General features: G+C 64.4%; 12 protein-coding genes. 7 read left to right on the top strand and 5 right to left on the bottom strand.

The genetic code is table 11. From position 1 onward, the window contains the following. Nucleotides 1-23: 23 nt before the first annotated feature. Nucleotides 24-1,709, top strand: coding sequence for an HNH endonuclease signature motif containing protein (locus KG104_RS10195; protein WP_207346949.1), 1,686 nt, complete (start codon nucleotides 24-26; stop codon nucleotides 1,707-1,709). Between the two features lie 66 nt (nucleotides 1,710-1,775). On the opposite strand, the gene KG104_RS10190 is transcribed toward KG104_RS10195, so the two are convergent. The 3 genes from KG104_RS10190 to KG104_RS10180 are packed head-to-tail and all read right to left on the bottom strand — an operon-like array spanning nucleotide 1,776 to nucleotide 5,279. Then, on the bottom strand, nucleotides 1,776-2,585 hold the full coding sequence (locus KG104_RS10190; RefSeq protein WP_307858977.1) for an SDR family oxidoreductase: 810 nt from the start codon (nucleotides 2,583-2,585) through the stop codon (nucleotides 1,776-1,778). A gap of 15 nt (nucleotides 2,586-2,600) precedes the next feature. Continuing rightward, a complete protein-coding gene (locus KG104_RS10185) occupies nucleotides 2,601-3,605 on the bottom strand; it encodes an aldo/keto reductase family protein (protein WP_104054122.1) in 1,005 nt (334 codons plus the stop codon). 42 nt (nucleotides 3,606-3,647) lie between these two features. After that, complete coding sequence (locus KG104_RS10180) at nucleotides 3,648-5,279, bottom strand: fatty acyl-CoA synthetase (RefSeq protein ID WP_207346947.1); 1,632 nt, start codon at nucleotides 5,277-5,279, stop codon at nucleotides 3,648-3,650. A 117-nt stretch (nucleotides 5,280-5,396) separates the two neighbouring features. Between KG104_RS10180 and KG104_RS10175 the strand changes: the two genes are divergently transcribed. Beyond that, on the top strand, nucleotides 5,397-6,173 hold the full coding sequence (locus KG104_RS10175; protein ID WP_207346946.1) for an enoyl-CoA hydratase/isomerase family protein: 777 nt from the start codon (nucleotides 5,397-5,399) through the stop codon (nucleotides 6,171-6,173). An 83-nt stretch (nucleotides 6,174-6,256) separates the two neighbouring features. Here the strand turns inward: KG104_RS10175 and KG104_RS10170 are convergent, their stop codons facing one another. Beyond that, a complete protein-coding gene (locus KG104_RS10170) occupies nucleotides 6,257-6,484 on the bottom strand; it encodes a sulfurtransferase TusA family protein (RefSeq protein ID WP_104054125.1) in 228 nt (75 codons plus the stop codon). A gap of 71 nt (nucleotides 6,485-6,555) precedes the next feature. After that, a complete protein-coding gene (locus tag KG104_RS10165) occupies nucleotides 6,556-7,626 on the bottom strand; it encodes a YeeE/YedE family protein (RefSeq protein WP_207346945.1) in 1,071 nt (356 codons plus the stop codon). A gap of 424 nt (nucleotides 7,627-8,050) precedes the next feature. Here KG104_RS10165 and KG104_RS10160 point away from each other — a divergent pair, with 424 nt between their 5' ends. The 5 genes from KG104_RS10160 to KG104_RS10140 are packed head-to-tail and all read left to right on the top strand — an operon-like array spanning nucleotide 8,051 to nucleotide 13,758. Further along, entirely contained in the window at nucleotides 8,051-9,187 is a 1,137-nt protein-coding gene (locus KG104_RS10160) for an acyl-CoA dehydrogenase family protein (protein WP_104161170.1), read from the top strand. A 1-nt stretch (nucleotide 9,188) separates the two neighbouring features. Next, complete coding sequence (locus tag KG104_RS10155) at nucleotides 9,189-10,358, top strand: enoyl-CoA hydratase/isomerase family protein (RefSeq protein ID WP_207346944.1); 1,170 nt, start codon at nucleotides 9,189-9,191, stop codon at nucleotides 10,356-10,358. Beyond that, nucleotides 10,355-11,401 (top strand): 3-hydroxyisobutyrate dehydrogenase, encoded by a 1,047-nt coding sequence (mmsB, locus tag KG104_RS10150; RefSeq protein ID WP_207346943.1) that lies wholly within the window; start codon nucleotides 10,355-10,357, stop codon nucleotides 11,399-11,401. Before KG104_RS10155 ends, mmsB begins: the two co-directional genes overlap by 4 nt. After that, a complete protein-coding gene (locus KG104_RS10145) occupies nucleotides 11,398-12,174 on the top strand; it encodes an enoyl-CoA hydratase (RefSeq protein ID WP_104054130.1) in 777 nt (258 codons plus the stop codon). Before mmsB ends, KG104_RS10145 begins: the two co-directional genes overlap by 4 nt. Nucleotides 12,175-12,234: 60 nt before the next feature. Continuing rightward, a complete protein-coding gene (locus tag KG104_RS10140; RefSeq protein WP_207346942.1) occupies nucleotides 12,235-13,758 on the top strand; it encodes an aldehyde dehydrogenase family protein in 1,524 nt (507 codons plus the stop codon). Nucleotides 13,759-13,772: the final 14 nt, after the last annotated feature.

Genomic DNA, 13,772 nt, shown 5'->3' with positions numbered 1-13,772 from the left:
GTGGCAGGTGGCAGCCTGAAGTCATGGATCAGAACGGATCTTTTCGACGCGGCGGCACCGGTGAAGCATTCGGTGCCGGGCAGCATGCCGGCCCGAGCCTGTCGATTTACAACGCTGAGCCGGACAGTGCCCCGAGGGATCCCGGTACCGCTCACATAGATCCGTCGTACCGCGACGGTCTTACCGGTTCGTTGGTCCTGCAGGGTGCGGAGGCCTTGACCCAGGATGAAGCCAGTGTGGTGTTGTCCCGGTTGGATGCGTTGGTGCGGTGGGCGCAGGCCCAGCAGGCCAAGGTGCTGCACCGGATGGAAACCCTCTTCCGTGATGAGCTGCTCGAAGATGTTGGCCGGGAAGATCCGACCCTGACCTTTAGCCTGGCCGCGGAGGAAGCCGCAGCCATCCTGCACCTTCCCACGAACACCGCGAAGATGCTGATGAGTGAGGCGGGACGGTTGTGCACCACCCACACCTCAACCCTGGCCCGGCTGGAGGACGGGGCCCTGGGTTACGGGCATGTGCAGACGGTGCTGGACCAATCCCAGAACGTCCCAGACTCCGAACTGGCCGCCTTCGAGGCTTCCCTGCTGGAGGCCGCGGGTGCGGGGCAGACATCGTCCCAGTTCCGGGTGAAGGCCAGAAGGTTGCGGGAGAATCGGTATCCGGAGACCGTTCCGGTCCGGCATAAGAGTGCTTTTGAACGCCGGCGGGTGTGTTTGGTGCCGGATGAGGACGGGATGTCGTGGTTGTCGGCGTTGTTGCCGGCTGCGAGGGCGCAGCTGGTTTATACGCAGCTGACCACGGCGGCGCGGGGTGAGCAGGGTGCGGGGGATCCGCGGGGAGTGGATCAGCTGCGGGCGGACATTCTGGCTGACCTGCTCGACGGTGACGAGGATGCAACGCACAGCCATAACCTCGAACGAAGTGAGCCTGCCAGCGAAGCGGACACCGGTGACGGGGACAGATGCAACCCCGGCTCTGGCGACAAAGACCGGCGGAACACCCAAGCCGGCCACAACGGCAACGGCCCGGGCGACCGGGACCGCAGGGACAGGGTCAGGGACAGCCGCGGTACCAAGGACAACCATGCCCGGGCACGTGCCCGGGCCCGCACCGAGATCTTGGTCCTGATCACCGCCGAGACCCTGTTCGGTGCTGATGAACAGCCTGCCGAACTGCACGGATACGGGCCGATCAGCCCCGAAACTGCCCGCCGTTTGGCCCGGCAGGCAGCGCACTGGACCCCGGTGGAACGAAACCCGGCCACTGACGAGATCCTGCGGGTCGGGCGGCGGCGGAAAGTACCTGCCGGGCTGCAGCGCTGGCTGCGGGCCCGGGACGGAACCTGCCGGTTCCCGGGATGCCGGACCAACGCCGTGATCGCCGAAATTGATCACACCAAACCCTGGTCCCACGGCGGGAGCACCGATCATGACAACCTGGAGCACTTGTGCAAGCGGCATCACATGTTCAAGTCCCGGGGCTTCTGGAAAGCACACCAACACAGTCCCGGAATTATTGAGTGGACGTCACCGGGAGGCCGGACCTACCGGACCGATCCGCACCTCACCCTGGCCACAGGACTTAGCGCCGGACCAGACGGGAGACCAGATGGGGAAGCCGCGGGACCCGCTGCAATCGGACGGTCGTCTCAGGGACCGGCCGCGGACCCGGACCCAACCGACTACGGCGACGACCCGCCACCCTTCTAGACCTGGTTACACCCTTCCAGACCTGGTTAGCTTCCGGCTAAACCCCGGTAATTCCCGGGGGACTGTTTAGCGGAACCCGCCGTCACTGGTGAGCACCTGTCCCACCATCCACCGTCCCTCGTCGCTGACCAGCCAAGCGATGAGGCGGGCGGGGTCATCCGGTTCACCGAAGCGGCCGCCGGGAAACCGCGAAAGGACCCCGGCAACGACTTCCGGGGAACGGTCGGCGGTCTCAAGGTCCAGATAGCCTGTGTTCACCGGGCCGGGGTTCACGGTGTTAAGGACAATTCCCCGGCGGATCAGGTCCGCTGCCACCGATGGGGTGATCCCCGCCAGAGCGGCTTTGGACGTTGCGTAGGCAATCTCGTCCTCCATGATCCCGCCGTTGATCTGCCCCGACGTCATCCAGATAACCCGCCCTCCGGGGCGCCCGTCGTGCTGCCGGGCAAACCCGCGGGTGGCCAGGAGGGTTGAGCGGGTATTGACCTGCCAGTGGGCATCGAGCTTCTCGGCTGTCATCTCCGCCAGCGCTCCGTCACCGCCGCTGCGCGCATGGTTGCAGATCAGTATGTCCAGATGTCCCAGGGCAGCGGCAGCGTTTCGAATGAGCTGTTCCGCACCGCCGGCATCCGCCAAGTCGATGCTGGCGTGCTCCAGTTGCGCCCCGTCGGTGAGGAAGCCCTGCAGTGCGCCGACGACGTCGTCAATCGAGTCTGCGCCCCATGGCTGGTCCGCATCGTGCGGGGAATAGTGCGCCAGATAAAGGCTCGCGCCCATCCGTGCCAGTCGGGTCGCTACGGCAAAGCCGATCCCTCGTCGCCGGCTGACTCCGGTGATGACTGCCGTGCGGCCAGCCAGCGGAGGCGGTGTCTTCAAGTGTTCATCAGGCATCTAGGAGGGACGGCTCTCCGGGGTATGGGTCTTTGCGGGATCACGCTCGGCAAGTGAGCCCACGGCGTCGTCTATGCGGGCCAGGACATCGGGTTTAAGTTCCACTCCCGCCGCCTGGACATTCGAGGTGACCTGCTCCGGCCGGGAGGCGCCGATGATAGCGGCCGCCACGTTCGGATTCTGCAGCACCCAGGCGACAGCCAGCTGGCCCATCGTCAGGCCGGCTTCATCGGCAATCGGCTGCAGTTTCTGCACACCGGCCAGCACGTCGTCGTTCATCCACCTGCTAATCATCTTCGCGCCGCCCTTGGAGTCCGTGGCACGGCTGCCTTCGGGCAGGTCCGCTCCCGGCTTGTACTTGCCGCTGAGGACACCCTGGGCCATGGGGGAGAAGACAATCTGTGAAATACCCAGCTCTTCCGACGCCGGAACCACCTCTGCCTCGATGACCCGCCACAGCATGTTGTACTGCGGCTGATTCGAGATCAGGGAGAATCCCAGGTCCCTGGCGAGTGCCTGTCCGGCACGGAGCTGCTCGGCGTTCCACTCGCTGACACCGATGTACAGGGCTTTGCCCTGCCGTACGACGTCGGCGAAGGCCTGCATGGTTTCCTCCAGGGGCGTCTCCGAGTCATAGCGGTGCGCCTGGTACAGGTCGACATAGTCCGTCTGCAGCCGCCGCAGGGAACCATTGATGGATTCCATGATGTGTTTGCGGGACAGGCCGGAATCGTTGTGTCCGGCAGGACCAGTGGGCCAGTACACCTTCGTCAGGATCTCCAGCGATTCCCGGCGCTCATTCTTCAGGGCGGCACCCAGGACCGTCTCCGCGGCTGTGTTGGCATAGGTATCAGCGGTGTCGAAGGTGCTGATCCCGGCTTCCAGTGCGGCACGGACACACTCGGTGGCGATGTCGTTCTCCACCTGGGAGCCGTGGGTCAGCCAGTTTCCGTAGATGATTTCGGAGATCTTGAGCCCGCTGTTGCCGAGGTACCTGTGTTCCATGGAGGTGCGCTTCCTTTTACCGGTTATCGAGTGTGATCCGTCTCACGCCACCACAGTACCCAGTCCTGTGTGCTGATCGCGCAACTGCCGCTTGACGATTTTGCCGCTGGGGTTTTTGGGCAGCGACTCGGCGATAACCACGTATTTGGGTGTTTTGTAACCGGCCAGCAGGCTGCGGGTGTGCGCCATGACCTCTTCCGGCATCATCTCAACGCCCGGCCGCGGAACCACCACCGCGGCGACGGCTTCCACCCAGTGCGGATGGGGGACCCCAAACACTGCAGCTTCGGCAACGCCGTCGAGCAGATAGATGGCCTCCTCCACCTCACGGCTGGCCACGTTCTCTCCGCCGGACTTGATCATGTCCTTCTTGCGGTCCACCACGCTCAGGTAGCCTTCGTCGTCGAAATACCCCAAATCACCCGAATGGAACCAGCCGTTGGCGAAAGCCTCGGCGGTCCGCTCAGGATCGCGGTAATAGCCCAGGGTGGCGTGCGGGCTGCGGTGTACGATCTCGCCGACGGTGCCGGCCGGCACAGGCCGGTCCTCATCATCCACCACGGCAGTCTCCACGTTCAGCGACGGCCGGCCCGCTGACCCGGCATGGGCCAGCTGGTCCTCCGGACCGAGGATGGTGGCCACCGGCGCCATTTCCGTCTGGCCGTAGAAGTTCCAGAACCGCACGTCCGGCAGACGCTCCTGCAGCTCCTTCAACACCTGTACGGGCATAGCGGATGCGCCGTAGTAGCCCTTGCGCAGCGAGGACAGGTCGGCTGTGTCGAACCGCGGCGAGCGCAGCAGGGAAATCCAAACCGTCGGGGGAGCGAAGAACTTAGTGACCTTTTCCTGTTCAATGGTTGCCAGGATGGCCGCCGGGTCGGGTGCCGGAAGGATGATGCTGGTGGCACCGAGATAGATGTCCGGGCCCAGGAAACAGTCCAGCTGGGCGCAGTGATACAGCGGCAGCGTGTGCAGATCAACGTCATCGGAACTCATGTTGCCGTCAACCACCGCGGAGACGTACTCCCACATCAGCGACCGGCTGGACATCAGAGCCCCCTTGGGCCGTGACTCCGTGCCCGAGGTGTACATCAGCCGCACCGGATCATCATCCGCCACCAGGGGAGGCTCCGTTGTCCCGCCGCCGAATGCGAACCAATCCTGCACATCCTCCCAGCCAGCCGGCACCGGACCGCTGCAGATGCTGGAACGGACAACGACGACGTCGGTTTCCGCCGCTTTCATGGCGGCCTCGGCAACCGGAACCAGCGCGTCCTGGACCACAAATGCGGTGGCGCCGCTGTGATCCAGCACGTAGGCCACCTCGTCGGGTCCGAGCATGAAGTTGATCGGCACCAGGACCACACCGGCGCGGGCGGTGGCAAAGGCCAGCGCCGCAAACTGCCACGTATTGCGGGAAAGCAGGGCCAGCCGGTCGCCCGGTGCGATTCCGTGGGCCTGCAGGGCGGAAGCTGCCGCGGCTACCGCCCGCTCGAAGTCCGCGAAGGTGAGACGGGTGGTGCCGTCAACGACGGCGGTCCGGGTGGGAAAGCGCTGAGCGCTTCGTCGGGGAAGATCGCCCAGCGTCTGGCTGCGGGACAGTGAAAGAAGCGGACTGACGGACACGCGGTACCCCCATAATCGACTGCTTGCCGCGTCAGCACCAATGCGCATCAGCGGACCTGTTGGCCCACATTCTGTCCCAGCGGGCGGCGGAGGGGAAGATGTTGACCTGCCCGGTTAGACTGGCACGCAGCCGGATGACCGCCCACGCACGAGGAGACCTGCCGCATGACCTACCGCCATCTCACGCTCGAGTACGACGGCGCGCTGGCGCGGCTGACACTGAACCGCCCGGACCAGGCGAATGCCCTTGGCCTGGTCCTGGCTGAGGAACTTTACGCAGCGCTCGCCGAGGCGGAAACCCGCACGGACTGCCATGTCCTGCTGCTGCAGGGCAACGGCCGGTTTTTCTGTGCCGGAGGTGATGTGGCAGCAATGGCTGCAGCCGCGGATCAGGGCGGTTTCCTGAAGGAGCTGGCCGGCAAGCTGCATGAAGCAGTCCTGGCGCTGGCCAACTCCCGCCTGATCAGCATCGCGGTGGTGAACGGACCTGCAGCCGGTGCGGGTCTGGGCCTGGCGCTGAACTCGGATTTCGTTCTTGCCTCGCCGCGGGCCCGGTTCCTGAGCGCCTATGCCGGGGTGGGACTGACGCCTGACTGCGGGGTGTCCTATTTGCTGCCCGAACTGGCGGGCCCGCGACGCGCAGCCGAAATGTGTCTCACGGGTAGGGTGGCCAATCACGCCGATGCCCTCGAGTGGGGTCTGATCAACGAAGTGGCGGCCGCGGAGGACCTTGCCCGCAGGGCACAGGAGCTGGGACAGCAACTGGCGGCGGGAGCCGTTGCCGTGCTCGGCCCCACCAAGCGGCTGCTGCGTGCGCGGAGCCTGGCAGCCTATGAGGCCCACCTGCAGGAGGAAGCTGAAACCATCGCGTCGATGGCGGGTTCAGCGGACACCCGGGAGCGGCTCGCTGCTTTTGCCGCACGATCCAACAGCCAGAACTGACTGCCAGCTAGAACTGACTGCGGCTAGAACTGACTGCGGCACCCCGGGTTTTCTGGGGTGCCGCAAGTCAGAGTTCAGGAGGCTCAGGCCTTCTGGACCGTAATGGACCATTCCGCCGGACCGATCTTGGAGAAATCGGTGACCGGGTAGTTGTTTTCAGCGGCCCAGCGCGGAATGGCGTCGGTGGCCTGGGTGCAGTCAAAGTTGATCACCAGTTCGTCACCCGCTGCCAGGGTGGTCATGGCGTCCTTGGCTTCGACGAGGGGGAAGGGGCAGACCTGTCCGTTGGTTTCGAGGGTTACCTGTGCCATGGGGATGTTTCCTTTCGGGAGCCGCCGGTTTATGGGCGGGACGGTTGTTGTCGGGGGTGTTAGTTACCTGACTAGCTGTGCGCTGCGGCGCGGGCGGGAACCTTGGCCGGACCGGATCCGGAGGAGGGGCGGCGGTTCATAATGGTGAGCCGTGCCCCCAGCCCGGCGCCCAAAATCATGAACACCAGTGCCGTCCAGCCCTGGAAGCTGAACTGTGCGGTCTCGACCATGGCGTTGCCGATGGTGCACCCGCCTGCCAGTGCAGCTCCGATCCCCATAAGGGCACCGCCGCTCAGGCTCTTCACCACTGTTGCGGCGTCGGGAACCCGGATGCGGAACTCTCCGCTGCCCTTGGCGGCGATGTAGGAGCCGAGAAGAATGCCGGCAACCAGGAGTACGCCCCAGTCCACCAGTTCGGGATCTCCCGTAACCAGGTAGTTGACCGCGTTGGAGGACGGTGTGGTGATCCCCAGCCCGGCCTCCCGGCCGGTGGCCCAGCTCAGCGGCCACGCGGCAATGGCGATCAGGCCAATAACCACTGCGGTGGCAAAGGCATTCCAGGGCTTTTCAAACAACAGATGTGCCAGTCCGGTTTTTGACGCCGGCGGTGCGGCCATTTTGAACCGCGGCTTGTTCAGGTGGTGGCGCACCGCCAGGGCTACCCCGGCCACCAGAAGGGCCACAAAGACCCATGGTGAGACGTTGAGCACCGAATAGAAGTTGCTTTGTTCAATGGTCACGGAGCGCATGGAGGTATTGAAGCCGGAAAGCGGTCCCGTCTTCATGACGGCGGCAAAGAGCGCGTACGTGATGAGCGCGAGCCAGCTCCCCACCAGTCCTTCACCGGCACGGTAATACGTTCCAGTGGCACAGCCGCCGGCAAGAATAATGGCGAATCCGAAAATGAAACCGCCAACAATGGTGGCCAGCCACGGGAATGGGCCGGAAGCGAGGGTAATGACGCCGGCGGCGTCCAGGGCGAAAACGCCTACACTCTGGACCGCCACCACCACAAGAAAGGCGGTCAGCCAGCGCGTGTTGCGCGTGACCCAGACGTCGCGGAAGGCGCCGGTGACGCAAAAGCGCCCGCGCTGCATGACAAAGCCCAGGGCCATGCCGACAATAAGGCCGGAGATAAGCATGGGGGTACTCCTTTGGCGGGGGAGGTGAATCCAGCGGGATGAATTCCAGCTGGGTTCATGGGGGTGCGGGAGAACTGCCCGCAGCTTCGCAACGCTAGGCCCCGCGGCAGGGGCATGCCAAGGATCATGGCGCCGGGTGAACGCGCATGAAGCCCCGTGACGGGGCGGGAATAAAGAGCTGATATCGGACGTTTGAGGGCCGCACTCAACGGCGGCGGCGCAGCGGGATTCTGGGAGTAACAGCCGGTTCGGGAATTCTTGCAGACACTGCCCGTGGTGGTCTAACTATGACGCTGTCCGCAATGGAAAGTCCGCTAACAACCGCCGCAGCAGAGGTGCCCGGAAGAAAGAGTCCTTGGAACCCCTAGTAATTACTAGGGAGTCCAAGTATGTTGGGCGTCACGGCACCAATGAAGGGCGGACCATGTTCGAACTGACGCAGGACCAGCAGGCCATTAGGGATATGGTTCGGGAATTCGCTTCCGACGCCCTCGCGCCAAACGCGGCGAAATGGGATGAAACAAAGCATTTCCCGGTGGACGTGCTGGCCCAGGCCGGAGAACTTGGCATGGGTGCCATCTATGCTGCAGAGGAATACGGCGGCTCCGGTCTTTCCCGGTCGGATGCCGTGCTGATTTTCGAAGAACTCTCCAAAGCGGATCCCTCCATTGCCGCCTATATTTCCATCCACAACATGGTGGTGTGGATGATCGACACCTTCGGCAATGCGGACCAGCGTGCCCGGTGGGTTCCGGAGCTGGCGTCCATGCAGTCGCTGGGAAGCTACTGCCTGACGGAACCCGGGGCGGGTTCGGATGCGGCTGCGCTCGCCACCAAGGCTGAACGCGACGGCGATGAGTATGTCCTCAACGGCGTCAAACAGTTCATTTCCGGGGCCGGGTCCTCCAGCTATTACATCGTCATGGCCCGCACCAGCGGTGCAGGCCCGCGCGGCATCAGCGCCATCGTAGTGCCGGCTGACACGCCGGGGCTTTCCTTTGGGCCGTCCGAACGCAAGATGGGCTGGAACGCGCAGCCCACCGCACAGGTGATCTTCACCGATCTGCGGGTGCCGGTAGCCAACCGCCTCGGTGAAGAGGGCTCCGGTTTCGGCATTGCCATGAAAGGTCTGAATGGCGGACGCCTCAACATGGGAGCGTGCTCTCTGGGCGGTGCGCAGGCCGCGCTGGACAAAACCGTGGCTTATCTGAAGGAGCGCACGGCTTTCGGCAAACCACTCATCGAACAGTCGTCCCTCATGTTCCGTCTGGCGGATATGGAAATGGATCTGCAGACAGCACGCACCATGCTGTGGCGGGGTGCCGATGCACTGGACCGGGGTACTGACGACGTCGTCAAACTCTGTGCCATTGCCAAACGGGTGGCCACTGACAATGCGTTCAAAGTCGCCAATGAAGCGCTGCAGCTGCACGGCGGTTACGGCTACCTCTCCGAGTACGGCTTGGAGAAAATTGTCCGGGACCTGCGGGTCCACCAAATACTGGAAGGTTCCAACGAGATCATGCAGCTCATTGTCGGGCGAACACTGGCGGAGGCCTGAAATGACCGAAGCACCCAATACACCTGAAACGTCCGAGCCTGAGATCCGTCTCGAACGCCGCGGGCATCTCGGACACCTCATCCTGAACCGCCCCAAGGCAATCAATGCGCTCACGGCCAATATGGTGTCCCTGATCGGGGAAGCCCTGGATGCCTGGGAGCACGACGACGGCGTGGCCACCGTCCTGCTGTCCGGTGCCGGAGAGCGCGGGCTCTGCGCCGGCGGTGACATTGTGGCCCTGTACCGCGATGCCGGCAACGGCGGCAGGGAGTCAGCAGACTTCTGGGCCGAGGAGTACGAACTCAACGCCCGGATCAGCAGTTACCCCAAGCCGTATGTCGCTCTGATGGACGGCATTGTGCTGGGCGGCGGCGTCGGCGTTTCCGCGCATGCGCGGCACCGGGTTGTCACTGAACGCACCAAAGTGGGTATGCCGGAAACGGGAATCGGCTTTGTTCCCGACATCGGAGGCACCTACCTGCTGTCCCGGGCACCCGGCGAGCTGGGCACTCACGCAGCCCTCACCGCCGGAACCATGACCGGAGCCGACGCCCTGCTGTTGGGTCTGGCGGATGTTTATGTGGACAGCTCCCGGCTTGGGGAACTGTCTGCTGAGCTGGAGCACCGGCAGGCAGATGAAGTCCTGCAGGACTTTGCGCAGGAGGCACCGGAGCCGTCCCTGGCGGCAGCCCGGGAATGGATTGACGAGTGTTTCGCCTACGACGATGTGGAGACCATCATTGATGCACTGCTCCGCTCGGAGTCCGGGGACGCGAACGCGGCGGCCGCCGTCGTGCTGACAAAGTCCCCGTCGGCGCTCAAGGTAACGCTGCAGTCACTGCGCCGGGCGCGGGATCTTCCGGATCTGCGCAGCGTGCTGGAACAGGAATACCGCGTTTCACTCCATGCCCTAACCGCGCCGGACTTCGCTGAGGGCGTCCGGGCCCAGGTCATCGATAAGGACCGCAGTCCGCAGTGGATGCCGGCCACACTGGCGGAGGTGAGGCAGGGGGACGTCGATTCCTATTTTGCTCCGCTCGACGGCCGTCCCGACCTGTGGGAGCACCGGAAGGCCCATGGAACCAACGACACAGTGACCAGCAACGACAAAGCGATCCGCAACGACAACGCGATCAGCAGCGACGAATTGATCAGCCAGGAGCAGCGATGACGGACGAGCAGGCTACGCAGACGCACGAGCAGGGAATGCAGATAGGTTTTATCGGGCTGGGCAACATGGGTGGCCCCATGGCCGCCAATCTGGTTGCCGCCGGTTATTCCGTCACCGGATATGACCCGGTTCCGGCCGCAGCGCAGAAGGCCGCCGCAGCCGGGGTTCGAATGGCTGCCTCCGCTGACGAAGCGGTGACCGGCGCCGGCATCGTCATCACCATGCTGCCCACGGGAACGCATGTGCTCAATGCCCTGTCAGGAGACGGCGACATGCTGGGTCTGCTCGCGGCAGCAGCTCCCGATGCCCTGTTCCTGGAATGCTCGACCATTTCGGTGGACGACGCCACCACGGCCCACGCCCTGATGCTGGAGACCGGCCACCGCGGACTGGACGCCCCGGTGTCCGGCGGAGTGGTAGGTGCCGAGGCCGGAACCCTGACGTTCATGGTGGGCGGCGCGGAGGAGGACTTTGCCGCCGCGCTGCCCCTGCTCGACGTGATGGGCGGGCGCGTGGTCCACTGCGGCGGGCCGGGAGCCGGCCAGGCAGCCAAGATCTGCAACAACATGATCCTGGGCGTGTCCATGATTGCCGTCAGCGAAGCGTTTGTCCTGGGCGAAGAGCTTGGCCTGACGCATCAGGCACTGTTTGATGTTGCCTCGGCGGCATCCGGCCAGTGCTGGGCGCTGACCACCAACTGCCCGGTTCCCGGTCCGGTTCCGGCCAGCCCGGCCAACCGGGATTACCGGCCCGGTTTCGCCGCGGCCCTGATGGCCAAGGACCTGGGTCTCGCCGCAGATGCGCTGGACTCCACCGGTGTCCGCGCCGAACTGGGCCGGAGAGCCGGGGAGATTTTCCGGGAGCTTACGGAATCCGGCAGCGGGGGAGAAGACTTTTCCGCCGTCATCAAAACCATTCGTGCAGGATCCAGTGGCACGAACAGCACCGGTGACATTAACAGCACCGGTGACATTAACAGCACCGGTGACATTAACAGCAATACCGCCGGCCAGCAGCCGGCAGAACAGAGCGGAGCAGTATGAGCGAGTACGAAAACATCCTCCTGGAGCGCAGCGGACGGGTTGGCATCATTACCCTGAACCGGCCCAAGGCGCTGAACGCCCTGAACTTCGGGATGATGCAGGACGTGGTGTCGGCCGCGACGGAGCTGGACAATGATCCTGACGTCGGCGCCATTGTCATCACCGGATCCGAACGGGCTTTTGCCGCCGGCGCCGACATTAAGGAAATGTCCGAGAAGACCTATATGGACATGTACCTGGGGAACTGGTTCCGTGGCTGGGACACCCTGGCTGCCGTACGCACCCCGGTGATTGCCGCCGTCGCCGGCCATGCGCTGGGTGGCGGCTGTGAACTGGCGCTGCTGTGCGACTTCATCATTGCCGCGGATACGGCCAAGTTTGGCCAGCCCGAAATCAAGCTCGGCGTTATCCCCGGCATCGGCGGATCGCAGCGGTTGACCCGTGCGGTGGGCAAGGCCAAGGCTATGGAAATGATCCTCACGGGTCGGACCATCGGCGCCGAAGAGGCCGAACGCGCAGGCCTGGTCTCCCGTGTTGTGCCGGCCGCTGACCTGCTCGACGACGCCCGCTCCACCGCCGAGACGATCGCTTCCATGTCCGCTCCCGTGGCCATGCTCGGCAAGGAACTGGTGAATGCCGCCTTTGAAACCAGCCTGGACTCCGGCATCCGTCTGGAGCGCCGGGTGTTCCATTCCGTCTTTGCCCTGGAAGACCAGAAAGAAGGCATGGCGGCGTTCATTGAGAAGCGCAAGCCGGACTTCAAGCACCGCTAATAAGCACCGCCAGTAAGCACTGCCAGTTTCCCCGCCCATCCCACTCGAGAACGAGGCATCATGACCCAGCTCAACATTCCGTCGGATTCGGCGGCCGAAGCTCACGAGACTTCGGACTACAGCTCGTTTCTGTCCGGCGTCGACCAGCCCATGTGGATCGGCGGGGAACCGGTGGAAGCCGTCTCCGGCTCCTGGCGCGACGTGATGAACCCCGCCAAGCGGGAAACCGTGATTGCACGGGTTCCCGCCGCAGGTCCCGAGGATGTTGACCGTGCGGTGAGTGCCGCGCGGGAAGCATTTCCGGGCTGGCGCAACCTCCACTTCACCGCCCGGGCGCGGGCGCTGTCACTGATCGCGGATGACATCGAGGCGCGGGCGGAAGACTTCGCCCGCCTCACGGCCCTGGACACCGGCAACGCCCTGCGCACCCAGGCCCGTCCGGAGGTCACCACTCTGGTGGCATTGTTCCGCTACTTTTCCGGCATCGCCGGTGAGGTTAAGGGCGTGACGCTGCCGGCCGGGGACGGTCAGCTGCAGTACACGCGGCTGGAACCGCTGGGCGTCGTGGCCTGTATCCTGCCGTGGAACTCCCCGCTCATGATTGCCGGATTCAAGCTGCCCGCTGCCTTGGCGGCCGGAAACACGGTCATCCTGAAAGCTGCCGACGACGCGCCGCTCACCATCCTGCTGCTGGCCGAAATCTGTTCCCGGCACCTTCCGGCCGGAACCGTCAACGCCATCACCGGCCGCGGAAGCGTCATTGGCGCGGCCCTGGCCGAGCATCCGGGCGTGGACAAGGTCTCCTTCACGGGTTCCACCGAGGTGGGCCGCGGCGTCGCCCGCACCGCCGGTGAACGGCTGGCCCATGTGTCCCTGGAGCTGGGCGGAAAGAACCCGTCGATCGTCTTTCCGGATGCCGTGGACGAGGACCTCATTGACGGACTGCTCCTGGCCTCGCGCTTCACCCGCCAGGGCCAAAGCTGCACGGCCGGGTCCCGGCTGTTCCTCCACGAGGACATCTACGACGAGGTCCTGGAACGGCTCACCGTGAAGCTGGGCGCCCTGGTGGTGGGCAACCCGCTGGATGAGGCCACGGACATGGGCGCCATCATCAACAACAGCCAGTTCTCTTCCATCAGCGGCTACCTCGACGACGGCCGCAGCTCCATGAAGACCCTGCTGGGCGGCGACGTTCCCACGGAGGGGCCGCTCACGGAGGGCTACTTCCACCTGCCCACCGTCTTCGGCGGGGGGCGCAACGATTTCCGTCTCGCACAGGAAGAGATTTTCGGACCGGTGCTGGTCGCCATTCCGTGGCGGGATACGGAAGACGTGATCCGGATGGCGAATGATTCCCACTACGGGCTCGCTGCCTATGTCTGGTCGCACAACCTGGACAATGCCCTGAACACCGCCCACCGGGTCGACGCCGGCTGGGTACAGGTCAACCAGGGCGGCGGCCAGGTGGTGGGTCAGTCCTATGGCGGCTACAAGCAAAGCGGCATCGGCCGCGAAGTGTCGCTGGAGGGCATGCTGGCAGGGTTTACCCAGACCAAGCAGATCAACGTTAAGCTGCGCGGCTGAGGCGTTGGGGAACA

This window comes from Arthrobacter sunyaminii, from assembly GCF_018866305.1.
Classification (GTDB): domain Bacteria; phylum Actinomycetota; class Actinomycetes; order Actinomycetales; family Micrococcaceae; genus Arthrobacter_B; species Arthrobacter_B sunyaminii.
Note: the sequence above shows the minus strand (reverse complement) of the source record. Positions and strands in the feature narration are given on the sequence as shown.

Excerpts from the sequence above, each read along its gene's own strand:
- KG104_RS10175 (WP_207346946.1), top strand. The coding sequence starts at position 5,397 with ATGACCTACCGCCATCTCACGCTCGAGTACGACGGCGCGCTGGCGCGG.
- KG104_RS10145 (WP_104054130.1), top strand. The coding sequence starts at position 11,398 with ATGAGCGAGTACGAAAACATCCTCCTGGAGCGCAGCGGACGGGTTGGC.
- KG104_RS10155 (WP_207346944.1), top strand. The coding sequence starts at position 9,189 with ATGACCGAAGCACCCAATACACCTGAAACGTCCGAGCCTGAGATCCGT.
- mmsB (WP_207346943.1), top strand. The coding sequence starts at position 10,355 with ATGACGGACGAGCAGGCTACGCAGACGCACGAGCAGGGAATGCAGATA.
- KG104_RS10195 (WP_207346949.1), top strand. The coding sequence starts at position 24 with ATGGATCAGAACGGATCTTTTCGACGCGGCGGCACCGGTGAAGCATTC.
- KG104_RS10180 (WP_207346947.1), bottom strand. The coding sequence starts at position 5,279 with ATGCGCATTGGTGCTGACGCGGCAAGCAGTCGATTATGGGGGTACCGC.
- KG104_RS10140 (WP_207346942.1), top strand. The coding sequence starts at position 12,235 with ATGACCCAGCTCAACATTCCGTCGGATTCGGCGGCCGAAGCTCACGAG.
- KG104_RS10170 (WP_104054125.1), bottom strand. The coding sequence starts at position 6,484 with ATGGCACAGGTAACCCTCGAAACCAACGGACAGGTCTGCCCCTTCCCC.
- KG104_RS10160 (WP_104161170.1), top strand. The coding sequence starts at position 8,051 with ATGTTCGAACTGACGCAGGACCAGCAGGCCATTAGGGATATGGTTCGG.
- KG104_RS10185 (WP_104054122.1), bottom strand. The coding sequence starts at position 3,605 with ATGGAACACAGGTACCTCGGCAACAGCGGGCTCAAGATCTCCGAAATC.
- KG104_RS10165 (WP_207346945.1), bottom strand. The coding sequence starts at position 7,626 with ATGCTTATCTCCGGCCTTATTGTCGGCATGGCCCTGGGCTTTGTCATG.